A 23,907-nucleotide genomic window follows, 5' to 3' on the forward strand; every position below is an offset into this window, starting at 1 on the left:
CGATCGGACTGCCCATCAGACTGCTGATCTAACTGCTGATCTGACTGCTGATTCGGCAGTCTTTGCCGAGCGGATCGGCGGCGCGGCGTCGGCTACACCGCCATGGACCGCCCCAGCTTCTCGGTGGCGTCCAGATCCGCCCCGACCGCCGTGAGCTTCGCGCGGATCGCGTCGATCGAGTCGTTGCCCAGGGCCAGGCGCAGCGGCGGCTCCGGGCGGCCCAGGACTTCCAGCACCGCGGCGGCGGCCTTCGCCGGGTCGCCTTCCTGGGAGCCGTCGGCGCTCGCCAGGGCTTCGCGGGTCGCGCCCGACGTGGCGTCGTAGTCGGCGATCCGGGAGGCCGCCGGCTGGAGCGCGGACGGGGCCGCGAAGCCGGTGCGGAAGGCGCCGGGCTCGACGATCAGTACCTTGATCCCCAGCGGCGCCACCTCGGCGGCGAGCGCCTCGCTGGCCAGCTCCAGGGCGCCCTTCGCGGCGCTGTAGGAGCCGACGCCGGGGAAGGAGAGCAGTCCGCCCATGCTGCTGATCTGCACGACGGTGCCGGCGCGGCGGTCCCGCATCTGGGGCAGGACCAGCTGGGTCAGCGCGACGGGGCCGAAGAACATCACCTCGAAGGCGTCGCGCAGCTCGGCGTCCCGGACCTCCTCGAACGCGCCGAGGATGCCGTAGCCGGCGTTGTTGACCAGGATGTCGATCCGGCCCGCGGCCTGGACCGCGCGGGCGCGGCCGGCGGCGTCGCGGACGTCGAGTTCGACGACGGTGAGGTGGCCGGCGGACGACGCGGCGAGCTCGCGCAGCGGCGGTATCTGAAAGACCTCCGGGCGGCGCACGGCGGCGACCACCTCGTCGCCGGCGGCCAGGGCGGCGTGGACGAAGGCCAGGCCGAAGCCGCTGTTGGCGCCGGTGATGAACCAGCGGCGGGCGGCGGGGGAGGTGCCGGAGGTGGTGCCGGCCAGGGCGGTGTCGCCGGGGGTGTCGCCGGGGGTGGTGGTGGGGGTGATGGCGGGGGTGATGGCGGGGGTGATGGCGGGGGTGATGGCGGGGGTGATGGCGGCGGCGCCGGTTCCAGCGGTGTTCTCGAAGCTCTCGAAGCTCGCGTCGTTCATGCCTCCATCGTCGGCGGACACGGCTGGCCCCGGTATGGCCCGAAGGTGGAACATCGAGGGCGTGACCGTCGCGCTGCCCGGCCCCGCGCCGAAACCCCGCCCGCTGCCCGCCGACGAGCCGCTGAGCCCTGAGGACTACCGGCGCGCGATCGGCGTGGTGGAGGCCGTCGACCGGGCCGGGGACCTCGCCGAGTTCCGGGAGCGGCTGGTGCGGGCGCTGAAGACCTGGTTCGGATTCCTCGGGGTCACCGTCCTGCACGGCGACACCTCGGCGGACGCGTTGGAGGCGGGCTGCGGCGTGCAGTCCGGGTACTCGGCCGAGTTCATGGCCCGGTACGCCGATGGCTGGGTGCTGGAGGACCCGTTCCGCTCCGAGGCGTTCCTGGTCCGGCTGGCCGACGCCGGAGTGCTGCGGCTGTCCGACATCGCCTCGGACTCCCCGTTCGTGAGCCAGTACCTGCGTCCGCACGGCGTCACCGACAAGGCCGCGATGCTGATCGACGCCGGTCCGTCCGGGGTCCTGCTGGTCAGCGTGGCGGTGCGGGACGGGGTGCCGCGGGTCCCGGACCGCGATCTGGCGGTGCTGCGCGTGCTGCGCCGCCACCTCGCGCCGTTGGCGACCGAGCAGCTGGCCCGGCACCGGGTCCGCGCGGCGCACAACCGGTGGCGGCTGACGCCGCGCGAGTGGGACGTGGCCGACCTCGCCGCGCAGGGGCTGACCAACCGGCAGATCGCCGGACGGCTGTTCATCGGCGTGGACACGGTGAAGAAGCACCTGACGCGGGTGCTGGCCGCGACGTCCTGCGCCAGCCGGACGCAGCTCGCGGTGCTGTTCAACGCTCGCGACACGCCGGTGTGAGGCGAGGACCCCGCCGGCTTCCCGGGACCGGGCTATCCTCGGTTACTGAAAACGACATTCATTGTCGATAGTGTGCCGAGGGGCCGGAGAGGCCCGAGAGACCCGAGAGAGGGAGTGCCCTGATGTCCCTGGACGTCGCGCCGACCCTGCTGCGGCAGGCCGAAGTCGGCGACGTGGACGAGGCGGAGTTCGCCGCCACCGTCGCGGCCTCGCTGCCGTACGCCTACACGCTGGTCGAGAAGCTGGCCGCGGACCTGCACGCCGGCGATCCGGCCCGCGAGTTCGCCGACAACCGGACCGCGCCGACCGAGGCCGAGCGCGGCCAGCTGCTGCGCGCGCTGGCCTCGGACGCCATCCGCGGCAGCCTGGAGCGCCGGTTCGCGGTGAAGCTCGCGTTCCAGAACTGCCACCGGGTGGCGGTGTTCCGGCCGGGCGCCGCGGATTCGCGGACCTACCGGACCTTCACGTCGGAGCGGTCGCAGATCCTGAACCAGTCCCCGGAGTTCCGGGACTGCTGAGGACGCGCGGAGCCCCGAGCCGCGACGGGCGGCTCGGGGCTCCGGGCTCGGGGCTCCGCGGGCGGACGGGCGGATGGGCGGCCGGGCGGAGCGTCACAGACTATGGACGAACGACTCCACCGCGATGACCAGCAGCACCCACAACGACGCCGAGATCAGCGAGCAGACCAGCCCGGCGATCGCCATGCCCTTGCCCTCCTGCCCGGTGCGGCCGCACTGCGAGATCCCGACGCCGCTGAAGATGAGGCCCAGCACGGCCAGGACCGGGCCGAAGAACCAGGCCCAGAACAGGACCAGGCTGACGATGCCGAGCACCATGCCGGTGACCGCCATGCCGTTGGTCTTGCGCACGAGGTAGGGGCCGTAGGGCGGGGGCGGGTAGCCGGGCGGGCCGTAGCCGGGGGCCGGGGGACCGTATCCGGGCGGACCGTAGCCCGGGGCCGGCGGGCCGTACCCGGGCGGAGGGCCGGGTTGCGGGCCGGGGCCGTATCCGATCTGGGCCGGTCCCGGGGGCGGCGCGGGGAAGCCCGGGGGTACGGACTGGCCGGAGTAGCCGGAGTAGTCGGGCTGACCGGCGTACTCGGAGTAGCCGGACTGGCCGGACTGGCCGGACTGTGCGAACTGGCCGGGCGGGGCCGGGAAGCCGACCGGGCCGCGGCCGTCCGGCGCCGGGTAGCCGGCCAGGGTGGCGGGCGCCGGGAAGCCGGGCGCGGTGGGGGGCGCCTCGCCTCCGGGCGCGTGCCACGCGTTCGGCGGCGGGTAGCCCTCCGGGATCCGGTCCTGGATCGGGTTCCCCGACGCGGCGTCGCCTTCCGGGTTGTAGCTCATCAGTGTTCTGCCTCCCCATTGCCCACCTGGTGCCCGAGCCGGGCCCGCCCAGTATTCCGCTCCGGAAGCCCGCTGACCATGGTTCGGGCCGGTTTTCGGGCCGGCTACCCCACCAGCCCCGGCAGTCCGCCGAATCCGGCCCGGGTCGCGGCCACGATCAGCAGGTCGCCGGCGACCAGCGCGCGCCCCCGGTCGGCGCCGGACCAGTCGAACTCGGTGCTGCCGGCCCGGCGGACCGCCAGCACCCGGGTCAGGCCCGGGCGGTCCAGGGCGCGCTGGGCGGCGCCGGCCAGCGCCGAGTCCGGCTCGACCGCGACCTCGGCGATCAGCAGGACCTTGCGGAGCACCGACAGTGTCCCGAGCACCTCGCGGCCCATCATCGCCGCCGCGAACGCCGGGGCGGCCAGGTAGGACACCGAGCGGGAGGCGGTGTTGCCGAACTCGGTGTAGACGTGGGAGGCGAAGTCGTCGTCGAACAGCCGGACCACGACGCGGACGTCGGGGTTGATGGCGCGGGACTCCAGCGCGGCCTCCAGATTGGCCACGTCGTCGCCGGTCACCGCCACCACCGCCCGGGCCCGGGCGATCTGGGCGCGGCGCAGGGCGTCGTCGATCGGGCGGTCGCCGGTCACCACCGGGACGTCCAGGCCGTGCACGGCGGCGATGCCGCGGGCCTCGGGGTCGCGCTCGACCCCGACCACCGGCACGCCGAGGTCGTGGAACAGCGTGGTGACCCGGGTGCCGGCGTTGCCCAGGCCGACCACCACCACGTGGCCGCGCAGGCCGGTGCCCGGCTGCCGGGTGCGCACACCCCGCCGCGCGGCGGTGCCCTCGACGAACACCGCCGTCACGACCGGCATCAGCACCACGCCGGACAGCGTGATCGCGACCTGGAAGATCCGCTGCCAGTCCCCGCCGACCGCACTGGGCTGCCCGTACACGTCCGGCACCGCCGAACCGGCGACGTCGAGCAGGCTCTCGTACAGCGCCCAGCCGAACGGCCGGGCCAGCAGCCAGATGCCGGAGAACGCCACCAGCAGCGTCACCACCGCGGCGATCAGCACCGTGCGCAGCTTGGCGGAGGTGAAGAAGCGCAGCGCGTCGACGGCCCGCCACCACATCCGGGTCGTGGTCGAGGCCTGATTCCCGACCAGGTCGGTGTGCGAGACGTCGAGGAACTGCAAGGCCGCGTGCTCCGTCGAGCGCTCCTGCAGCAGCATCCACTCCTGTGTCCGGCTGCGCGCGGCGACCTCCGGCAGCATGTCGATATCGGCCGGCCGGTCCCGGTCGACATCCGCGGCGATCAGGAACGGCGTCTGCCGCATATCGATCTGCGTCCCCCGGGCTATCCACAATGTCCGGCCCCCGGCGGTGACCGAATGCGGCCGCTGCAACGCGGCGTTGACGAATGCGGGCGCCGCGGTGGCCGAAGCCGAGAGCACCGTGCAGTTGGCGACCAGCTGCGCGATGTGCCGCCCCAGCCGCTGATTGAACATCCGAATCACGATACTGATACCAGGCCGCAGCGCCGCGGCCCGCATGGCGGCGTGGATATTGGCGCGGTCGTCCCCGTCGACGAAGGCGATGGCCCGGGCCCGATCGATCCCGGCCCGCCGCAACGACTCCTCGGTCACCGCCCCGTCGACGATCACCCCGTCGGCCCCGAGCACCTTCCCGAGCTGCACGACGTGCGGCGTCTCCTCAGCCGGAACGATAGCCGCGGCCTGCGCGTCGTACTGCTCCGTCAGCTCGATCGCCAACCGGTGCGCCAGGGCGTTTCCCCCCACCACGATGAAGTGGTCTGACATGCCCGAATAGTAGCGGGCCTGGGTGAACGGACGGAGTGACGGCGCGGAGGGAGAACCCGGTGGCGACTTTCGTGTGTCGCGAGACACCGCGGCATTTCTTCTGGCAGCATGGCCAATGGTGCGGGTCGGAAATGAAGGGAAGAAACATGACTGACGGCAAATATACGGTCCGCCTGGACCGAACCATCACCGCGGTCCGCGCCGCGCTGCCGGAGGACGAGGTCGCCGAGTTCAATGAGGCGATGGAGACGACGCACGTCGACGAGTGGCAGCGGACCTTCACGCACTGGTTCATCATCGCCGCGCTGAACAAGGCGGGCATGCTGGAGGCGGTGAGGTCCGACCAGAGCATGGCGACCGGCGAGGGCATCCCCTTCGACGAAGCGTTTCCCGGCTATCGGGAGCGCTGGGAGAAGGAGCGGGCTCAACACGCAGCATGAGCTACGGCCTGATCTATGAGGCAGCGCTGCCGCTGTAATCACACTCACCGGAGTGGTCAGCGTTCTATAGCGAAAGGATTCCTGAGGGCCCGTCAAAGCCCGGGCCCTCGGGACCTTCGCAGTCTCACCGATAGTTCGCCCGCGTCCGGATCCGCGAGATCACCAGCAGTACCGCCAACGTGATCGTCATCATCACCGCGGTCACCGCCGCCGCGACGAACTGGTGGCCGCGGTCGTCGAGGGCGTAGATCCGCAGTGGCACGGTTGTCCAGTTCGCGGAGTAGACCATGGCTGTCGCGCCGAGTTCGCCCATCGACAGGGCGAAGCACAGGGCCAGTGAGCCGGTCAGGGCCGGGAGCAGCAGCGGCAGCTTTACCCGCAGCAGTGTGTAGTACGGCCGGGCTCCGAGCGAGGCCGCGGCTTGTTCGTAAGCCGGGTCCAGGCGGGTGATCGCGGCCGACAGTTGCTGGAAGGCGTAGGCCGTCACCAGGATCGAGTGGGCCATCACCACGATCGTGTTCGTGCCGTTCAGCAGCACCGGCCCCTGGGAGAAGGCGACCAGCAGGGCCAGGCCCACTACTACCGAGGGCACCGCTATCGGCAGCATGAACACCGTCTGGATCAGGGTCTTGCCGGCGCGGTGGCGCATCGCGTCCAGCGCCAGCGCCGCCCAGGTGCCGACCGCCAGGGCGATCAGGCTGGACAGCAGTGCCGTGATCAGCGAGGTCTCCAGGCCGTCGAGCGGGTCCTTGTGGAACGCCGCGGTGACGTTGGAGAACGTGTACGACGACGGGAACGCCCCGTTCCACTGCCGGGTGAACGCCGCCAGCACCAGCACGCCGAACGGCAGCACGAACAGCAGCCCGAAGAAGAACGCGAAGACCGCCCAGGCGATCCGCTGTGCCCTACGCGTGTACAGCAGCACGACGGCCTCCAGACATCCGGGCGAGCAGTACGCGGTAGCCGCCGAACAGCGCCAGCGACAGCACGATGTTGATGACGGCCAGGGCGCAGGCTCCGGCGTAGTTGGTCTGCTGCTTGGCGAAGTTCTCGATCAGCACCGGCAGTGTCTGGTACTTCGCGCCGGTGAAGGACACGATGCCGTACTCGTTCATCGTCAGCATCAGCACCAGCGAGCCGCCCGCGAACAAGGCGGGCAGCGCCTCGGGCAGGATCACCTGGCGGACCACCCGGCCCGGCCGCGCCCCCAGCGAGGCGGCGACCTCCAGCTGTCCGGAGTCCAGCTGCGAGAACGCGGTCAGCAGCGGGCGCATCACGAACGGCGTGAAGTAGATCAGCTCCGCCAGCCAGATGCCCCACGGCGAGTACTCGATGAAGTTGACCGGGGTGTCGTGCGCGCCGCCGGTCAGCGAGGACACGATGTGGTTCACCATCCCCACCCGGCCGTACAGGAACATGATCGACACGGTGATCAGGAACGACGGGAACGACAGGAACACGTCGACGAACCGCGACACCGCCCGCGCCCCGGGGAACGGTACGAACGCGATGATCAGCGCCAGCAGGAATCCCATCACCAGACAGCCGGCCGTGGAGTAGACCGCCATCTCGATGGTGTTCTTCACCACCGTCCGCGTGCCGGGGTCCTTCAGCGTGTCCGAGAACGACGTCGTCACCTTGAACGGGTTCGACGGGTCCGGCGGGCTGCCCTCGACGGCCTGCTTCACCACCAGATACAGCGGATACAGGAACGCCGCGGCCAGCAGCAGCACCGGGGGCGTGGACCACAGCCACACCGCGGAGAACCGCGCCTTGTTCGGCGCCGTCGCGGGCCGCCCGCCCGGGGTGGCCGGCATGGTCGGCGGCAGCTCGGTCACCGCGCTCATCGCGCGCCGCCGACCGTGTCGGTAGCCGTGTCGGTAACCGAGCCGCCGGTTACGTCGCCACCAGCGCCGCCAACGTCACCAACGCCGCCGGTTGCCCCGCCAACCGCCCCGCCGACACCACCATCAGCCCCACCAACAGCCCCACCCCGCGCCGGTATCAGCACCGCGTCCTCGGCCGAGAAGTGCAGCCACACCTCGTCGCCGATGGCCGGCGGGTTCCGCAGCTCGGTGGTGTCCAGCCGCACCTCGTGCCCGTGCACGTCGGCGAACACCCGGTGCGCCGACCCGCGCCACTGCACCTCGGTGACCTTGCCGGTGAAGGAGTTGTCGTGGTGGTCGGCGGCGGCCAGGTCCAGCAGGTGCGGCCGCAGGCACAGCGTGCGCCCGGCCCCGGCCTCGGCGGGCTCGGCGCAGCTGGCGACCACCGGGTCGGCGCCCTCGGCGATCCGCACCGTGGCCCGGAACGATCCGTCGGCGTGCGCCTCGCAGCCCTCGACGGTCACCGGCAGCAGGTTGGAGTTGCCGACGAAGCCGGCGGCGAACTCGGTGCCGGGCCGCTTGTACAGCTCGCGCGCCGTCCCCACCTCGACCAGCCGGGCCTCGTTCATCACCGCGATCCGGTCGGCCAGGGTCAGGGCCTCGATCTGGTCGTGCGTCACGTACAGGATGCTGACATCGGGCAGTTCGCGGTGCAGCCGCGCCAGTTCCGCCAGCATCCCGCTGCGCAGCTGCGCGTCCAGCGCCGACAGCGGCTCGTCCAGCAGCAGCACCGAGGGCTGGATGGCCAGCGCGCGGGCGATGGCCACCCGCTGCTGCTGGCCGCCGGACAGCTCGCGCGGATAGCGCTTGGCGTACTGGGACATGCCGGTCATCCGCAGCGCCTCGGCGATCCGGCCGGGGACCTCGGCCTTGGCGACCTTCTGCGCCTTGAGGCCGAACGCCACGTTCTGCTCCACCCGCATGTGCGGGAACAGCGCGTACTGCTGCACCACCATGCCCAGGCCGCGCTTGTACGGCGGCAGGTCGGTGACGTCCTGCCCGCCGACGAACACCCGCCCGGACGCCGGCCGCACGAACCCGGCGACCGCGCGCAGCGCCGTGGTCTTGCCCGAGCCGGACGGCCCGAGCAGCGCCACCACCTCGCCGGGGGCCACCTCCAGCGCGAAGGAGTCGAGCACGACCGTGCCGTTGTAGGCGACGGTCACGTCTTCGAAGCGGATGCCGCCGCCCCGCGGGCTCGCTGGTCGCCGGTCCGGCCGGCCTGCCTCGGCTTCGGTCATGGTCACTCCTGGATGCGCTTCGGGATACGGGAAAGCTTCGAGCTCGGAAATACGGGTAGGTGTCCCGCCCCCGAAGTGCGGGGCGGGACACCAGGTGGGGCTATTGTGCGGGCACCGGTCAGCTCGGGGTGCCGGTGGCCTCGTCCCAGGCCTTCACGTCGCTGTTGTAGTTCTTGGCCACGTCGGTCCAGTCCACCGGGAACACCTCGACGCCCTGGAGCAGCGCGTTGATCGAGGCGTAGTTGTCGTCGGTGGGCTTGACGTCGGTGCGGGCCGGGAAGCCGTAGGCGATCTTCGAGGCGTCCAGCTGGGCCTGCTCGGAGAGCAGGAAGTCGATCAGCTTCTTGCCGTTGTCGGCGTGCGGCGCGCCCTTGACCAGGCCGGCCATGTAGGGCAGCGAGAAGGTGGTGGGCTTGCCGTCGGCGCCGGCCGGGAAGAAGATCTTGTTGTTCGGGTACTGGCTCTTGCTGTCGACGTAGTTCATCTGCACGTCGCCGTTGGCCACCAGCAGGTCGCCGGTGTTGACCTTGGACTCCAGCTTGCCGGTGGAGCTGGACGGGCCGACGTTGTTGGACTGGAGCTTCTTGAAGAAGTCCCACGCCGCGTCCCGGCTGCCGAAGTCGTGGATCGCCTTGATCATCACCGCGGTGCCGTCGCCGGCCACGCCCGGCGTGGAGTACTGGAGCTTCTTGGCGAACTTCGGGTCCAGCAGGTCGTTCCAGGTCTTCGGCGGGCCGTCGGGCAGCTGCTTGGTGTTGTAGATGAAGGACAGGTAGTTGCCCATGATGGCTTCCCACTGGCCGCTCTTGTCCACCAGCGAGGGGTCCACCTTGTCCACGCACGCCGGGCTGTAGGCCTGGAGCAGGCCGGAGGCGGCCGCCTTCTGGATGAAGGGCGGCAGCGTGACGATGACGTCCGCCTTCGGGTTCGCCTTCTCCTGGTCGACCTTGGTCTCCACGCCGCCCGAGCCGTCCTCGGTGTACTCGACCTTGATGCCGGTCAGCGCGGTGAACTTCTTGAACTCCTGGTTGTACCAGTTGTTGTCGTCCTTGGTGTCGTACAGGCCGTCGGCGCTGTAGATGCTCACGGTGCCGCCCGAGCCCTCGGCCTTGGCCGCGTCGGTCGGCGCCGCGGCGCCCAGCGCCGGGCACGAGGTGGCCGCGGCGGCCGGGGTGGTGGCCGCGGCGGTGCCGCCGCCGGTGGAGCCGGCGCCGGAGGACTGCGACTTGGACGAGGAACAAGCAGTCAGGCCGGTCAGCGCCAGCCCGCCGACGGCCAGGAGCGCGCCGAAGCGGCGGGACAGAACTTGCGACATGGGTATGCCCTTCTAAGTGGATATCTCCGGGTTTTGGAGGACTCGGAGCCGTACCTTCGCGGTTGCAAGTGACTGACAGGCATTCGCCTGGTGAACATTCGTGTTCGGACATCGCGCAGCAGGTGGAGTCCCGTGCTCCGCAGTGTTCCGCCCGCAGGCAGGGCGGCCAACCGCCTTAGCGGCTATGGGGGCCATAGCCGAACGCTCCGCCGCAGGCCGGTCCCTCAGATCCCCCGACGGTTAACGCAGTGTTCATCCAGGCCTTCACGGAGCTGTCACCATCGACCGCCGACCCGCCGCCGACCGGCTGCTGATCGGCGCGCCGACCGGCCGCCGCCATAAGCGGCGCCTATCAAGTCCATGCCGAAGTGCGGTCTTGGCGAGAGCCCGTGCCCACCCCAAGGTAGGAACCATGGTTGATCAACACCCCGTCCGGCCCGAGCACCTCGGCAACTTCGTCGACGGCGCCTGGGCCCCGGCCGTGTCCGGCGGCACCCGGCCGAACGTGAGCCCCGCCGACACCTCCGACGTGGTCGGGCACTTCGCCGAGTCCACCGCCGCCGACGCGACGCGCGCCGTGGACGCCGCCGCGGCCGCGCTCCCCGCGTGGCGGGCCCTCGGGCCGATCAAGCGCGCCGAGTTCGTGCGCCGGGCCGAGCGGATCATCGGCGAGCGCGAGGACGAGTTCGCCCGCGCCATCAGCCGGGAGCAGGGCAAGCTCTACAAGGAGGCGCTCGGCGAGGTCCGCCGCGGCATGGCGATCCTGGACTTCACCGCCGGGGAGGGGCGGCGGCTCAACGGCTACACCACCCCGGCCGAGGAGCCGCGGACCGTCGCCATAACGTTCCGGCAGCCGATCGGCGTGGTCGGGCTGATCACGCCGTGGAACTTCCCGCTCACCATCCCGATCTGGAAGGTGGCGCCGGCGCTGGTCGCCGGGTGTACCAGCATCCTGAAGCCCTCGCCGTTCACCCCGTACTCCGCGGCGCTGCTGGTGCAGGCGTTCGCCGACGCCGGGCTGCCGGCCGGCGTGCTGAACCTGGTGCAGGGCGACCGCGAGCCCGGCGAGGCGCTGACGAACGACCCCCGGGTGGCCGGCATCTCCTTCACCGGCTCGCTCCCGGTCGGCCGCGCCATCCACCAGGCCGGCGCCGGGCGGCTGATGAAGACGCAGCTGGAGCTCGGCGGCAAGAACGCGGTGCTGGTGCTCGCCGACGCCGACCTGGACAAGGCCGCCGCGGCCATCGTGTTCGGCGCCTTCGGGCAGGCCGGGCAGCGCTGCTCGGCGACCTCGCGGGTCGTCGTGGACGTGCGCGTCAAGGAGGCGCTGCTGGAGAAGGTGGTCGCGAAGGTCGCCGCGCTGAAGGTCGGCGAGCCCTTCGACGCCGCCGCCGACGTCTGCCCGGTCGTCAACGAGGACCGGATGACCGCCTGCCTGGACGCCATCACCAAGGCGCAGGAAGTCGGCGCCCAGGTCGCCGTCGGCGGCGGCCGCCACACCGAGGGCGTCCCGGAGGGCTACTACGTCCAGCCCACCGTCCTGCGCGACGTCCCCTGGGACAGCGAGATAGCCCAGGAGGAGATCTTCGGCCCGGTGCTGTCGGTCATCGACTGCGACGGCTTCGACGACGCCATCCGGATCAGCAACTCCGTGAAGTACGGCATGTCCGGCACCATCTTCACCCAGAACCCGGCGCACATCTTCGAGGCCCTGGACCGGTTCGAGGCCGGCATGCTGCACGTCAACCGCCCCGGCGTCGGCGCCTACGCGCACCTGCCGCACATGGGCGCCAAGCAGTCGCAGTACGGCGCGCCCGAATGCTCCCCCGAGGTCTGGGACTTCTACACCGAATGGCGGTCGGCGTGCATCAGCTACTGAACACCACCGAGGTGCTCACCGCCGCCGAGGCCGTCGAGCGGTTCGTCGAACCCGGCGCGGTGCTCGGCCTCGGCGGCCAGAACATCAACCGCTGCCCGATGGCGCTGGTGCACGAGGTGGTCCGGCAGCGCATCGGCGAGCTCGCCGTCGTCGGCTGCAACCTGTCCCTGCCGCTGGACCTGCTGGTCGCCGCCGGCCTGGTGGTCCGCACCGAGCAGGGCAGCGGCAACCTGGAGAAGTTCGGCACGCTGTTCAGCTGGCGCCGGGCCGTGGAGGCCAACCGGATCGCCGTCCGCGACTACTCCCACCTGTCGATGGCCTCCCGGTTCCTGGCCGGCGCCATGGGCCTGCCGTTCATGCCGGTGCGCTCGCTGCTCGGCTCCTCGGTGCTGGACCGCCTGGTCGCCGAGGACGAGGCGGTGGTCACCGCCGACCCCTGGAGCGGCGAGCCGGTGGTCCTGGTGCGGGCCTGCACCCCCGACGTCTCCCTGATCCACGCCAACGCCGCCGACACCGACGGCAACGTGGTCATCGACGGCGTCACCAGCCACGAGATCGACATGGTCCGGGCCTCCCGGCACGTCATCGTCTCGGTCGAGGAGGTGCTCCCGGCCGGCGCCTTCGACGACCAGCCCGAGCGCGTCACCATCTCCGGCGCCTACGTCAGCGCGGTCGTGGAACAGCCCTGGGGCGCCTGGCCGACCAGCGTCTACCGCCGCTACGACTACTACGAGCCCGAGATCGACGCCTACCAGAAGCGCGCCAAGGCCGGGGACGAGGGCCCGCGCGCCTTCCTCGCCGAGCACGTCGAGGCGCACGCCGATTTCACCGCCTACCTGGCCGCGACGGATCCGGACCGGACCGCGCGGACCGCGATGGCCGAACAGATGCGGAGCCTGCTGTGACGGTCGCCGAACCCGCCGTGGGCGCGCTGCCCCGCGAGCTGCTGGTCTTCGAGGGCGCGCGCCAGATCGCCGACGGCGACTGTGTGATCGCCGGCACCGGACTGCCGCTGCTGGCCGGACTGGTGGCGCAGCGCACCCACGCCCCCGGGGCCCGGCTGCTCATCGAGTCAGGGGTCGTGTTCCCCAAGGTGGTGCCCACCCCGCTGTCGGTGGTCGACCCGCGGATCATGCACGCGCCGTCCAAGCTCGGCTCGCTCATCGAGTCCCTCGGCGGCTTCGTGCAGCGCGGCCTGGTCGCCACCGGCTTCCTCGGCGGCGCCCAGATCGACGCCCGCGCCAACATCAACTCCACCTGGATCGAGCGCGGCACCGGCCGGGTCCGGCTGCCCGGCAGCGGCGGCGCCAACGACATCGCCTCGCACTGCGCCACCATCGTGGTGCTGACCAGCCACGAGAAGCGCCGCTTCCCCGAACGCTGCGACTACGTCACCAGCCCCGGGTTCCTCGACGGCCCCGGCGCGCGGCGCCGCGCCGGGCTGAACCCGGTGCGCGTCAAGGTGGTCACCGACCTGTGCGTCATGGAGGGCGACGACACCGTCGGCGAGCTGACGGTCACCGCCCTCATGCCCGGCGCGACCGTCGAGGAGGTGCTGGCCAACACCGGCTTCACGCCGCGCGTGGCCGACAACCTGACCGTGGTCGCCGCCCCCTCCGCCGAGCACCTCGCGCTGCTGCGCGACGTGCTCGACCCCGAGTCCCGCTACTTCCCCGAACGCCTCACTAACGGAAAGCACTGAGATGGCCGAGAGCACCCAGCAGACCGAGAAGACCCCCTTCCACTGGAAGTCCGACATCGCGTGGAAGAACCGCGACCGCATCGTCGTGCGCGGCTACGACGTCAACGAGCTCACGGGCAACCTGGACTTCGGCCAGATGCTGTTCCTGGTCCTCAAGGGCGAGCTGCCCACCGAGGCCCAGGCCAAGATCACCAACGCGATGATGGTCTCGCTGGCCGAGCACGCCATGTCCCCGTCCTCGGCCACCGTCCGCTTCGCCACCGCCGGCGGCGCCGAGCTGAACGGCGCGGTCTCGGCCGGCGTCGCCGCCATCGGCCGCCTGCACGGCACCGCCGACCGCCCCGCGAACATGTACATCGGCGTGGAGAAGCGCGCCGAGGACGAGGGCATCTCCATCGAGGAGGCCGCCGCGCGCACCGTCCAGGAGATGCGCGCCCGCCGCGAGAACATGCCCGGCTTCCACCACGCCCAGCACATCCGCGACCCCCGCACCGTGCGGCTGCTGGAGCTCAGCGACAAGTGGGGGATCAGCGGCAAGTACGTCGCCATCGCCCGCGCCATGGAGGACGCCACCGTCGAGGTCTTCGGACGGCGCCTGTGGATCAACGGCCCCGGCGCGATGGGCTGCATCGGCCTGGACGCCGGCTACTCGCCGCTGGAGATGAAGGCGATGTTCATCACCTGCCGCACGCTGTCGCTGTGCGCGCACTCCATCGAGGAGTCGACCCGCGAGAAGGGCTGGCGCGCGTCGGAGAACTCGGACATGGTGCAGCCGCTGTCGCTCCAGATGCAGGGCCCGGACTGGTACGACGGCCCGGCCGACCGCGAACTGCCGACCGCGCTCGCCGGCTGACGCGCTCCACCCGCCGCGCTCTCCCACGAACGCGCACTCCTTATATAAGTGCTCTCAGAAAGACAGAGAACTTCATGACCGCGTCCGTCCCTGACCGCGCGCAGATCGTCGTCATCGGCGGCGGCATCGTCGGGTGCTCGGTGGCCTACCACCTGACCAAGCTCGGCGTGTCCGACGTCGTGGTGCTGGAGCAGGGCCGCCTGTCCTCCGGCACCACCTGGCACGCCGCCGGCCTCGTCGGCCAGCTGCGCGCCCAGGAGTCGATGACGCGGCTCATGAAGTACTCCACCGAGCTCTACGCGCGCCTGGAAGCCGAGACCGGGCTGGCCACCGGATGGAAGGAGTGCGGGTCGATCCAGGTCGCCCGCACCCCGCAGCGCCTGGAGTACATCAAGCGCTCCATCGCCTCGGCCCGGGCGCACGGCGTCGAGGCCGAACTGATCTCGCCGCGCGAAGCCGGTGCGAAGTGGCCGGTGATGGCCACCGACGACCTGGTCGGCGCGGTCTGGCTGCCCGGCGACGGCAAGGCCAACCCCACCGATCTGACCCAGTCGCTGGCCAAGGGCGCGCGGCAGGGCGGTGCGAAGGTCGTGGAAGGCGTCAAGGTCACCGGGATCACCGTGGTCGACGGCGTCGCGCGCGGCGTCTCGACCGACCTCGGCGACATCGAGTGCGAGACCGTGGTGATCGCCGCGGGTCAGTGGTCGAAGAAGGTCGGCGCCCTGGCCGGCGTCACCGTCCCGCTGCACTCCGCCGAGCACTTCTACATCGTCACCGACCAGATCGACGGCGTGCACCGCGACCTGCCGGTGCTGCGCGACCCCGACGGCTACGTCTACTTCAAGGAGGAAGTCGGCGGACTCGTGATGGGCGGTTTCGAACCCGACGCCAAGCCCTGGGTCGGGCCGCACGACATCCCCGAACCGTTCGAGTTCGCGCTGCTCGACGAGGACTGGGACCAGTTCGCGATCCTCATGGAGAACGCCATCGTCCGCGTCCCGGCGCTGGAGGAGACCGGCGTGGTGAAGTTCTACAACGGCCCCGAGTCCTTCACCCCGGACGGCGCGTTCCTGCTCGGCGAGACCCCGGAGGTGCGGAACCTCTACCTCGGATGCGGGTTCAACTCCGCCGGCATCGCCTCCGCCGGCGGCGCCGGACTGGCCCTGGCCGAGTGGATCGTCTCCGGCGAACCCGAGCGCGACCTGTCCAGCGTGGACGTCCGCCGGTTCGCGAAGTTCCACGACAACGAGACCTGGCTGCGCGAGCGGGTGAAGGAAGCGCTCGGGCTGCACTACGTGATGCCGTGGCCGAACAAGGAACTGGAGTCGGCGCGGCCGCTGCGGCGCTCGCCGATCTATCACTTGCTTGCGCGGGACGGCGCGGTCTTCGGCAACAAGATGGGCTGGGAGCGCGCAAACTACTTCGACACCGAGGGGGCCGCGCCCGCGGTCGAGTACTCGCTCGGGCGGCAGAACTGGTTCGCGCTGTCGGCCGCCGAGCAGCGCGCCACCCGCGAGCGGGTCGCGGTCTTCGACCAGACGTCGTTCTCGAAGTACGTGCTGAAAGGCCGCGACGCCGAAGCGGTATTGGACTACCTGTGTACTGCGGACCTCGCGGTCCCGGTCGGCCGCGCCGTCTACACCGGGATGCTGAACGAGCGCGGCGGCTACGAATCCGATTTCACCGTCACCCGCACCGGCGCCGACGAGTTCCTGATCGTCACCGGCTCCGCGCAGACCACCCGCGACTTCGACTTCATCCAGCGGCGCCTGCCCGAGCAGGCGCGGGTCGCGCTGGTCGACGTCACCAGCGCCTACGCGGTGCTCGGCGTCATGGGCCCGGAGGCCCGCCGGCTGTTGGAATCGGTGTCGAAAGCCGACTTCTCGAACGCCGCGTTCCCGTTCGGCACCAGCCGGACGGTGGACATCGGCTATGCGACGGTGCGGGCCACCCGCATCACCTACGTCGGGGAACTCGGCTGGGAGCTCTACATCCCCACCGAGTTCGCGGTCGGGGTCCACGAGACGCTGAAGGAAGCCGGCGCCGCGTTCGGATCGGCCGACGGCGGCTACTACGCCATCGAGGCGATGCGGCTGGAGAAGGCCTACCGCGCCTGGGGCCGGGAGCTGACGCCCGACCACAACCCCGTGGAGGCCGGATTGGTGTTCGCCTGCAAGCTCGGGACGGACAAGGACTTCCGAGGCCGCGCGGCGGTGGAGAAGGCCCGCGCCGAAGGCGTGACGCGCAAGCTGGCGGCGTTCGTCCTGGACGATCCGGAGCCGGTGCTGTGGGGCTCGGAACTGGTGCTGCGCGACGGCGTCCCGGTCGGAGCGCTCAGCTCCGGCGCCCACGGCGCCACCCTGGGCGCCGCGGTGGGCCTGGGGTATGTGCAGCGCGACGACGCGCCGATCGACGCCCAGTGGCTGCGCTCCGGGCGCTACGAGGTCGAGATCGCCGGGACCCGGTACGCCGCCGCGGCGCATCTGCGGGCCCCCTATGACCCCGAGGCCCTCCGTACCAAGGCCTGAGGGACGGCGAAGCCCCCGCGAGCACGCTCGCGGGGGCTTCTTTGCTGTTCGGAGAGAGATCAGATGGCGCGAACCTTCTCCGCCTGCGGGCCCTTCGGACCCTGGGTGATCTCGAACTCGACCGTCTGGTTCTCCTCAAGGTTCCGGTAGCCGGAGCCCTCGATGGCGGAGAAGTGGACGAAGACGTCCGGGCCGCCGCCGTCCTGAGCGATGAAGCCGTAGCCCTTCTCGCCGTTGAACCACTTGACCGTGCCAGTTGCCATGCTGCGTTCTACCTCGGAAATCACTCCCGCTGCGCGCGGGACCGGTGGTTGGGTACCCGCGCCTGTGCGGGGATACCGGTCGAGCTTGGAGTGAGTCCCGATGTGCTTCATGAACCGACTGCCCAGTGCGACCGTGCGTCACGGTAGCATCACATGGGCCGTCACGCCGAGTGAAAGTTGAAGGCTGTGGCCGTGTCGTCACCCTCGTGGCGGACAGATCGTTATGGTTTGCGGTGGCTTGACCGTGTGTGGGACCCCTCAGGGATAACCCGGCAGCCCCGGAAAACCGGCTCCGGGGCGGGCTGCTCCGTTCAGTCGAAGCCGCCGCCCCGGCCGTGCGCGGGAGGCTCAGCGCGTCTCGGCGAAGAACCGGTTGGCCATCTCGGTGTGGAGCGGGAAGGCCAGCGGCTGCGCGTGGTCGATCACCACCAGCTCCTGGGTCTCGCCGTTCGACAGCGCGAAGACCTTCTCCGGCGTGAGCCCGGCCAGGTCCGCGATCGGGCGCGGCTTGATCCGGCCGAAGACGAGGATCACGAAGCGCGGCGCGCTGAGCACGTCGGCGAGCTCCACCTCGGACTCGTCGGCGCGCAGGCCGGTCTCCTCCCGCAGCTCGCGGACGGCGGCCTGCTGCCAGGTCTCGCCCTCCTCGATGAACCCGCCGGGCAGGCCCACCTCGCCCAGCTGGGGCTCGATGCCGCGCCGCACCGTCAGCAGCCCGGTCCGGCCGTCCTCGCCGATCACCGGCATCATCACCAGCGCCACCGGGGTCGGGTTGAGCCATGTCGTCTCGCCGCAGTTCGCGCACTTGCGGGGCCACGGCGCGCCGTCGGGGTAGGCGGTGCCGCAGTAGGAGCAATGGGAGTTGTGGACCGGCATGGTTCATCAGCGTACGCCGAAGAGGTCCGGTAGGTTCCCCCGGACCCTCAACTCCCGGCTCCGCGCCGCTCGCGGCACTGGCGCGTCCGGAGCTCCGCGCCGCCCGCGACGCCCGCGACACCGTGCCAGGATCCTGCGACGGCCGGGTTTCTGCGACGGCCGGGATTCTGCGACGGCCGGGTCACGCCACGGAGAACTCGATAGGCTCCGTGGAGGACAGCCGCACCCGGCCCGTCACCGCCAGATGCCGCAAGTGGGAGCCCGCCTCGCCGAGCGCCAGATGGCGCGCGAAGGTGTCCAGGCGCTCCCAGCCCTTGTTCCACTCCATGCCCTCGGCGATGCTCCACAGCGTCTTGGGGCCGCCGGCCAGCTGCCGCTCGATCTGGGCCAGCCGGCGGTCGTGGTGCTCGGCGATCTCGCCGGCGCGCGCGGCCACGCCGTCGAACGGCGCGCGGTGGGCCGGGAGCGCGCGCGTGGTGCTCAGGCGGGAGACCTTGTCCAGCGAGGCCAGGAAGTCCCCGAGCGGGTCCGAGGTGCCGACCACGTGGTCGTCGTAGACGGTCACCACCGGCGTGATGCCGGGCAGGACGTGGTCGCCGGTCAGCAGTTCGCCGGTGTCCTCCAGGTGGAAGCAGGTGTGGCCGGGGGAGTGGCCGGGGGTCCAGACGGCGCGCACCGCGCGGCCCGGGACGTCCATCAGCGCGCCGTCCTCGATCAGCACGTCCGGCACCGCCGGCTTGGCGCCGGCCGGGATCGCGGCGCCGGCGCCGGCGATCGCGTCGGCCGGGGCTCCGCACAGCTCCAGCAGCGCCTGGTAGCGCTTGGTCCACGGCCCGCGCTCCGCGGTCCGGACCATCTCGACGACCTTGGCGTCCTCGGCGTGCAGCGCCACCCAGCAGCCGCTCAGTTCCCTGATGCGCCCGGCCAGGCCGTGGTGGTCGGGGTGGTGGTGGGTGACCAGGACGCCGTGCACCTCGGGGACCGAGGAGCCGATCGCCGCCAGGCCGCGCTCCAGGGCCGCCAGGGAGACGGGGTCGTCCCAGCCGGCGTCGACGAGCACCGGGCCCGCGGCGGCGGTCTCCAGGGCGTAGACGAGCGTGTAGCCCAGGGGGTTGTCCGGAAAGGGGACGCGGACGGACCAGACGCCGGGGGCCTCGGCGACCGCGGCGGCGGCGAGCACGGCGTCGGTCATGGTGCGCTCCTTAGTTCATGTGATGTAGGAACACGTTCTCATAGCCGATGAGCGAGGCGAAAGGCCGGTCCGGTGTGGCGTGAGTGACTTCTGGGCGACGGCTGGCGTGGGCCGTGGCCTGCGCTCGCAGCTCAGAGCGCCATTGAGGTTCCACCTCGAAACTGATATCTGTTCTAGTTGGCGGACGAGGGAGGGCAATCCCATGGGAACCGTGACCGAGCACGGGAAACTGTTCATCGGCGGCTCCTATGTGGACCCCGCCACCGATGCCAAGCTGGAGGTGATCTCCCCGGTCACCGAGGAGGTCTTCGGGCGGACGCCGGAGGCCGCGCCGGCCGATATGGACCGCGCCGTGGGCGCCGCTCGACGCGCTTTCGACGAGGGGCCGTGGCCGCGGATGAGCGTCGCGGAGCGGGTGGAGATCCTCCGCGCGCTGCGGAACCAGTACGAGGCCCGCGCCGACGAACTGGCGCGGCTGATCAGCGCCGAGACCGGGTCGCCGTATTCGTGGTCGATCCTCGCGCAGGTGTGGGCCCCGATCATGATCTGGGACACCTTCCTGGGGCTGGCCGAGCAGTATCCGTGGGAGGAACTGCGTCCGGGTCTGCTGGGGCCGACGCTGGTGCGCAGCGAGCCGATCGGCGTGGCGGCGGCGATCGTGGCGTGGAACGTGCCGCAGTTCATCACCGTCAGCAAGATCGCGCCGGCGTTGGCGGCGGGCTGCGCGGTGATCGTGAAGCCTTCGCCGGAGACGGCGCTGGACTCGTATCTGCTGGCTGATATGGCTCAGGCGGCGGGGCTACCCGAGGGAGTGCTGAGCATCGTCCCGGCGGGCCGGGAGAACAGTGCCTATCTGGCAGCCCATCCGGGACTGGACAAGATCGGCTTCACCGGCTCCACCGGCGCGGGGAAGGCGGTGCTGGCCGCGGCCGCGCCGAACCTGACGCGCGTGACCTTGGAGCTCGGCGGAAAGTCGGCGGCGATCATCCTGCCGGACGCGGATCTGGACGTCGTGGTGCCGGGGCTGCTGCCGAATGCGTATATGAACAACGGGCAGGCGTGCATCGCGCAGACCCGGGTGCTGGTGCAGCGGGAGCGGTACGCCGAGACGGTCGAGGCGCTGGCCGAGGGAGTCAGGGGATTGCGAATCGGCGACCCGCTCGACCCGGAGACGCAGGTGGGCCCGCTGGTGGCGGAGCGGCAGCGCGACCGGGTGGAGTCCTACATCGCCAAGGGGATCGGCGAGGGCGCGCGAGCGGTCGTCGGCGGCGGCAGGCCCAGGGACCTCACGAAGGGCTGGTACGTCGAACCGACGCTGTTCGCCGACGTCGACAACCGGATGGTGATCGCCCAGGAGGAGATCTTCGGCCCGGTGGTCGCGGTGATCCCGTACGAGGACGAGGCGGACGCGGTACGGATCGCCAACGACTCGGACTACGGCCTGTCGGGCTCGGTATGGGGCGCGGACACCGAGCACGCGCTGACGGTCGCCAGGCAGGTGCGGGCCGGGAACTACGGCGTCAACAACTTCGCCATGGAGTTCGGAAGCCCGTTCGGCGGCTTCAAGCAGTCGGGGATCGGCCGCGAGTTCGGCCCCGAAGGGCTGAGGGCATACCTGGAGACAAAGAGCATGCATTTGCCGAATGGCTATACGCCTGAAGGGTTTTGAGTCGTGCCGGAGACGAAGTGGCAGGTGACGGTCGACAAGGACCTGTGCATCGGGTCGGGCGGGTGCGTGCTGCGGGCCCCGGACGGGTTCGAGCTGGACGCGGCGCGTCAGTCCTGCGCACGACACGAGGTGATGGCGTCTTCGGACGCTGTCTTGGACGCGGCGGAGAACTGCCCGGTGGAGGCCATCTCGATCGTTGAGGAAGGAAGCGGGACGGTGGTCTTCCCGCCCGAGGACTAGGGCCCGACGTACAGGCGCCACCGGACCCGGCCTCCGATACTTGACTCAGTCATTGACTGAGTCAAGTATCTCCCTCTACCGTGGACCCATGCTGGATCTCACGCACGCGGTGGCAGCCCTGCGGTCCTTCAATCGCGCCTACACAAAGGTCATCGGCCTCCTCGACGAGGGGCTGGTGAAGAGTCCTTACACCCTCACCGAAGTTCGCGTCCTGTTCGAGATCGCCTACGCGGACCCCGACGGCGCCAGCGTCGCCCGCATCCGCGAGGACCTCGGTCTCGACGCCGGTTACCTGAGCCGGATCCTGGCGCGCTTCGACGAGGAGGGGATGGTCGTCAAAGGGCGCGCGGTCGAGGACGCGCGGCGCGGCACCGTGGCCTTGACCGATCGCGGACGCTCTGTGTTCTCAGGGCTTGAGGAGCGGTCCAGCGAACAAGTGGCGGCGCTGCTCTCGCGTCTGGGCGAAGGCGAGCGCGGCCGACTCGTCGAGTCGGTGGCGCAGGTCGGGACCTTGCTGAACCTGGACATCGCGGTCGGCGGCGACGTCAAGCTGCGGCCACCGCGCGCCGGGGACTACGGCTGGGCGGTCGAGCGGCACGGTGTGCTGTACGCGGTGGAGCGGGACTTCGACGAGACGTTCGAGGCGGATGTCGCGCGCATCGTCGCGGACTACGCGGCCGGACACGACGCGGAGCGCGAGGCGTTCTGGATCGCCGAGGCGGGTGGGCGCCGCCTCGGCTGCGTCGCCTGCGTCCGGCGGCCGACCGACGACGGCGTCGACACCGCGCAACTCAGGATCCTGTTGGTCGAACCGGCGGCGCGCGGGTTGGGTGTGGGGCGGCGGCTGGTCGAGGAGTGCGTCGAGTTCGCGCGCAAGGCGGGGTATGCGCGGATGATGCTGTTCACCGTCGACGGCCTGACCGCCGCGCATCGCATCTACCGCGACCTGGGCTTCGAGATCGTGCATCAGGAGGCGGTCGAGTTGTGGGGCCACCATCTTGTGGAGCAGGAGTGGTGGATGGAGCTGGTGTGACCCCCGTGGGCTGCGCTGGCTGGCTGCGCGTCGTGCCGCCAGGAAGCCTTGTGGGGGGAGTCGCGTCGCGGGGAGTTTCGTCGCGTGGCGTCGGGCCGGCGGATGGCAGGATGGGTCCGCTATGGACCTGCCATCCGATCTGGCCGCCGCGCTCGACGCCGCCGCCTCCGACTTCCCGCTCCGTGATCTGGAGACGTCCGCCGAGCGCCTGATCGCCCGGTACCGCAGCCCGGGGCGCGCCGACCGCCCGATCGTGGCCGGTCGGGTCGACGCGGTGGCTTACGCCGCCTATCGGATGCCCGCGACGTGGGGCGCCGTGCGGTCGGCGCTCAGCGCGGTGGCGGAGCGGATGCCGGACCTCGCGCCGCAGAGTCTCGTCGACGTCGGCGGCGGCAGCGGCGCGGCGGCCTGGGCGGCCGGCGCGGTGTTCGCCGGGTCGGTGAAGGAGATAACGGTCCTGGACCAGGTCGGTGAAGCGCTGGAGCTCGGCAGGCAGTTGGCGCGCAAGGCGTTCTCGGGCGCGCTGCGCCATGCGGAGTGGCGGCAGGTGCGGTTCCCTGCGACGATCCCGGAGGCGGACCTGGTGACCGTCTCCTACGTCCTGTCGGAGCTGTCGCCGGAGGATCAAGACTCGCTGGTGCGCGCATCCGCCGCAGGCGCGACCACCATCGCGGTGGTCGAGCCCGGCACCCCCGACGGCTATCAGCGGATCCTGGCCGCGCGCGACGCGTTGATCGCGATGGGCCTGCGCGTCGTCGCCCCGTGCCCGCACTCGGCGCAGTGCCCGCTCGGCGAGCGCGATTGGTGCCACTTCGCGGCGCGTATCCACCGCTCGCCGCTGCATCGGCGGCTCAAGGGCGGCGACCTCGGTCACGAGGACGAGAAGTTCTCCTACGTGGTGGCGACCCGCGTTCCGGTGCCCGACGGATCGCCGGCCCGAGTGCTGCGCCATCCGCAGATCCGCAAGGGCCTGGTGATGATGCAGTTGTGCGAAGCCGACGGGACCACGGCGCAGACACTGGTGTCGAAGCGCCAAGGCGAGACGTACCGGGTGGCCCGGGACACCGAGTGGGGCGATCTGTGGAAACCGGTGCGGGACAGCTGACTGCTTAGAGCCGGTCTCTGCCCCGCACCCGGGCTGAATCAGTCCCGCACGTACCGCACGCGGTTGATCTCGACCTCGGCCGCGACCTGTGCCCGCCGCGCGGCGGCGGCCCGCGCGACCAGTTCCTCCGCGTCGAGCCGGGTGGTGTCCAGCTCGCGCTGCCGGCGCAGGACGTAGGTCCCGGGCCCGATGCCCGAGTACGCGTGCTCCGGGTGCGCCAGGTACGCGGTCGCGCCCTCGGCGACCGTCAGGACGCCGATGTCGAGGCCCTCCTCGGGCTCCGCGTCGAACGTGACGTCGCCCTCGGCGAGCAGGGTGTGGGTGTGGCCGCCGAACTCGCCCCGGACGACGGCGACGCCGTCGCTCGGAACGCCGCGGACGGCCGGGGTCCGGGCCGGGCGCGGGACGACCATGACGTCGCCCTGGGCCTGGAGTCCGGACAGGATCGGGATGGTCATTTGGCGGTCGAGGTGCTCGTCCACGTCGATGCCGTGGAGCTCGATCGCCTCAGCCAGAGTGGGCATTTCTCCTCCGGTGGTTCAGCGGATGTCGGATATCAGAACTTT

At 71.0% G+C, this 23,907-nt stretch carries 23 protein-coding genes; 12 read left to right on the forward strand and 11 right to left on the reverse strand.

What is annotated here, in order from left to right:
* Positions 1-92: 92 nt before the first annotated feature.
* On the reverse strand, positions 93-1,106 hold the full coding sequence (locus tag ABD481_RS09820) for an SDR family NAD(P)-dependent oxidoreductase (RefSeq protein ID WP_344665248.1): 1,014 nt from the start codon (positions 1,104-1,106) through the stop codon (positions 93-95).
* 61 nt (positions 1,107-1,167) lie between these two features.
* On the opposite strand from ABD481_RS09820, the gene ABD481_RS09825 reads away from it, so the two are divergent.
* Both ABD481_RS09825 and ABD481_RS09830 read left to right on the forward strand, forming a co-directional pair.
* On the forward strand, positions 1,168-1,965 hold the full coding sequence (locus ABD481_RS09825) for a helix-turn-helix transcriptional regulator (protein ID WP_344665249.1): 798 nt from the start codon (positions 1,168-1,170) through the stop codon (positions 1,963-1,965).
* Between the two features lie 122 nt (positions 1,966-2,087).
* Positions 2,088-2,483 (forward strand): SCO5389 family protein, encoded by a 396-nt coding sequence (locus ABD481_RS09830; RefSeq protein WP_344665250.1) that lies wholly within the window; start codon positions 2,088-2,090, stop codon positions 2,481-2,483.
* A gap of 93 nt (positions 2,484-2,576) precedes the next feature.
* Here the strand turns inward: ABD481_RS09830 and ABD481_RS09835 are convergent, their stop codons facing one another.
* Both ABD481_RS09835 and ABD481_RS09840 read right to left on the reverse strand, forming a co-directional pair.
* A complete protein-coding gene (locus tag ABD481_RS09835) occupies positions 2,577-3,311 on the reverse strand; it encodes a DUF4190 domain-containing protein (protein WP_344665251.1) in 735 nt (244 codons plus the stop codon).
* Positions 3,312-3,415: 104 nt separating this feature from the next.
* Positions 3,416-5,119 (reverse strand): NAD-binding protein, encoded by a 1,704-nt coding sequence (locus tag ABD481_RS09840; RefSeq protein WP_344665252.1) that lies wholly within the window; start codon positions 5,117-5,119, stop codon positions 3,416-3,418.
* Positions 5,120-5,265: 146 nt separating this feature from the next.
* Here ABD481_RS09840 and ABD481_RS09845 point away from each other — a divergent pair, with 146 nt between their 5' ends.
* On the forward strand, positions 5,266-5,559 hold the full coding sequence (locus ABD481_RS09845) for a hypothetical protein (RefSeq protein ID WP_344665253.1): 294 nt from the start codon (positions 5,266-5,268) through the stop codon (positions 5,557-5,559).
* A gap of 124 nt (positions 5,560-5,683) precedes the next feature.
* Here the strand turns inward: ABD481_RS09845 and ABD481_RS09850 are convergent, their stop codons facing one another.
* From ABD481_RS09850 to ABD481_RS09865, 4 genes are all read right to left on the reverse strand, one after another.
* The gene (locus tag ABD481_RS09850; RefSeq protein WP_344665254.1) at positions 5,684-6,484 is read right to left on the reverse strand and encodes an ABC transporter permease; all 801 of its coding nucleotides are present in this window, start codon (positions 6,482-6,484) and stop codon (positions 5,684-5,686) included.
* The gene (locus ABD481_RS09855; protein ID WP_344665255.1) at positions 6,465-7,406 is read right to left on the reverse strand and encodes a 2-aminoethylphosphonate ABC transporter permease subunit; all 942 of its coding nucleotides are present in this window, start codon (positions 7,404-7,406) and stop codon (positions 6,465-6,467) included. The genes ABD481_RS09850 and ABD481_RS09855 overlap by 20 nt, the downstream gene beginning before the upstream one ends.
* On the reverse strand, positions 7,403-8,686 hold the full coding sequence (locus ABD481_RS09860; RefSeq protein ID WP_425559131.1) for an ABC transporter ATP-binding protein: 1,284 nt from the start codon (positions 8,684-8,686) through the stop codon (positions 7,403-7,405). Before ABD481_RS09860 ends, ABD481_RS09855 begins: the two co-directional genes overlap by 4 nt.
* Positions 8,687-8,804: 118 nt before the next feature.
* Positions 8,805-10,001 (reverse strand): 2-aminoethylphosphonate ABC transporter substrate-binding protein, encoded by a 1,197-nt coding sequence (locus ABD481_RS09865; RefSeq protein ID WP_344665256.1) that lies wholly within the window; start codon positions 9,999-10,001, stop codon positions 8,805-8,807.
* 412 nt (positions 10,002-10,413) lie between these two features.
* Here ABD481_RS09865 and ABD481_RS09870 point away from each other — a divergent pair, with 412 nt between their 5' ends.
* From ABD481_RS09870 to ABD481_RS09890, 5 genes are all read left to right on the forward strand, one after another.
* Positions 10,414-11,880, forward strand: coding sequence for an aldehyde dehydrogenase family protein (locus ABD481_RS09870; protein ID WP_344665257.1), 1,467 nt, complete (start codon positions 10,414-10,416; stop codon positions 11,878-11,880).
* Positions 11,865-12,785, forward strand: a complete 921-nt coding sequence (locus ABD481_RS09875; RefSeq protein ID WP_344665258.1) for a CoA transferase subunit A — start codon at positions 11,865-11,867, stop codon at positions 12,783-12,785. The genes ABD481_RS09870 and ABD481_RS09875 overlap by 16 nt, the downstream gene beginning before the upstream one ends.
* Positions 12,782-13,582 (forward strand): CoA-transferase subunit beta, encoded by an 801-nt coding sequence (locus ABD481_RS09880; RefSeq protein WP_344665259.1) that lies wholly within the window; start codon positions 12,782-12,784, stop codon positions 13,580-13,582. The genes ABD481_RS09875 and ABD481_RS09880 overlap by 4 nt, the downstream gene beginning before the upstream one ends.
* A gap of 1 nt (position 13,583) precedes the next feature.
* Positions 13,584-14,435 carry a citrate/2-methylcitrate synthase gene (locus ABD481_RS09885; RefSeq protein WP_344665260.1) on the forward strand — a complete coding sequence of 284 codons (852 nt, stop codon included), beginning with the start codon at positions 13,584-13,586 and terminating at the stop codon, positions 14,433-14,435.
* Positions 14,436-14,509: 74 nt separating this feature from the next.
* Positions 14,510-16,963, forward strand: coding sequence for a GcvT family protein (locus tag ABD481_RS09890; RefSeq protein WP_344665261.1), 2,454 nt, complete (start codon positions 14,510-14,512; stop codon positions 16,961-16,963).
* 59 nt (positions 16,964-17,022) lie between these two features.
* Here ABD481_RS09890 and ABD481_RS09895 read toward each other — a convergent pair whose 3' ends face one another.
* The 3 genes from ABD481_RS09895 to ABD481_RS09905 all read right to left on the reverse strand — a co-directional run bounded on the left by ABD481_RS09895 (position 17,023) and on the right by ABD481_RS09905 (position 19,294).
* Complete coding sequence (locus tag ABD481_RS09895; protein ID WP_344665262.1) at positions 17,023-17,226, reverse strand: cold-shock protein; 204 nt, start codon at positions 17,224-17,226, stop codon at positions 17,023-17,025.
* Positions 17,227-17,574: 348 nt separating this feature from the next.
* Complete coding sequence (locus ABD481_RS09900) at positions 17,575-18,102, reverse strand: NUDIX domain-containing protein (RefSeq protein ID WP_344665263.1); 528 nt, start codon at positions 18,100-18,102, stop codon at positions 17,575-17,577.
* A gap of 181 nt (positions 18,103-18,283) precedes the next feature.
* The gene (locus ABD481_RS09905) at positions 18,284-19,294 is read right to left on the reverse strand and encodes an MBL fold metallo-hydrolase (protein ID WP_344665264.1); all 1,011 of its coding nucleotides are present in this window, start codon (positions 19,292-19,294) and stop codon (positions 18,284-18,286) included.
* A gap of 202 nt (positions 19,295-19,496) precedes the next feature.
* Here ABD481_RS09905 and ABD481_RS09910 point away from each other — a divergent pair, with 202 nt between their 5' ends.
* From ABD481_RS09910 to ABD481_RS09925, 4 genes are all read left to right on the forward strand, one after another.
* Complete coding sequence (locus tag ABD481_RS09910; protein WP_344665265.1) at positions 19,497-20,963, forward strand: aldehyde dehydrogenase; 1,467 nt, start codon at positions 19,497-19,499, stop codon at positions 20,961-20,963.
* Positions 20,964-20,966: 3 nt separating this feature from the next.
* Positions 20,967-21,203, forward strand: coding sequence for a ferredoxin (locus tag ABD481_RS09915; protein WP_344665266.1), 237 nt, complete (start codon positions 20,967-20,969; stop codon positions 21,201-21,203).
* Between the two features lie 88 nt (positions 21,204-21,291).
* Positions 21,292-22,236 carry a bifunctional helix-turn-helix transcriptional regulator/GNAT family N-acetyltransferase gene (locus ABD481_RS09920; RefSeq protein WP_344665267.1) on the forward strand — a complete coding sequence of 315 codons (945 nt, stop codon included), beginning with the start codon at positions 21,292-21,294 and terminating at the stop codon, positions 22,234-22,236.
* 121 nt (positions 22,237-22,357) lie between these two features.
* Positions 22,358-23,341 carry a small ribosomal subunit Rsm22 family protein gene (locus ABD481_RS09925; protein ID WP_344665268.1) on the forward strand — a complete coding sequence of 328 codons (984 nt, stop codon included), beginning with the start codon at positions 22,358-22,360 and terminating at the stop codon, positions 23,339-23,341.
* A 38-nt stretch (positions 23,342-23,379) separates the two neighbouring features.
* On the opposite strand, the gene ABD481_RS09930 is transcribed toward ABD481_RS09925, so the two are convergent.
* Positions 23,380-23,865, reverse strand: a complete 486-nt coding sequence (locus ABD481_RS09930; protein WP_344665269.1) for a hypothetical protein — start codon at positions 23,863-23,865, stop codon at positions 23,380-23,382.
* Positions 23,866-23,907: the final 42 nt, after the last annotated feature.

It is taken from the genome of Catenulispora yoronensis, assembly GCF_039531695.1.
Classification (GTDB): domain Bacteria; phylum Actinomycetota; class Actinomycetes; order Streptomycetales; family Catenulisporaceae; genus Catenulispora; species Catenulispora yoronensis.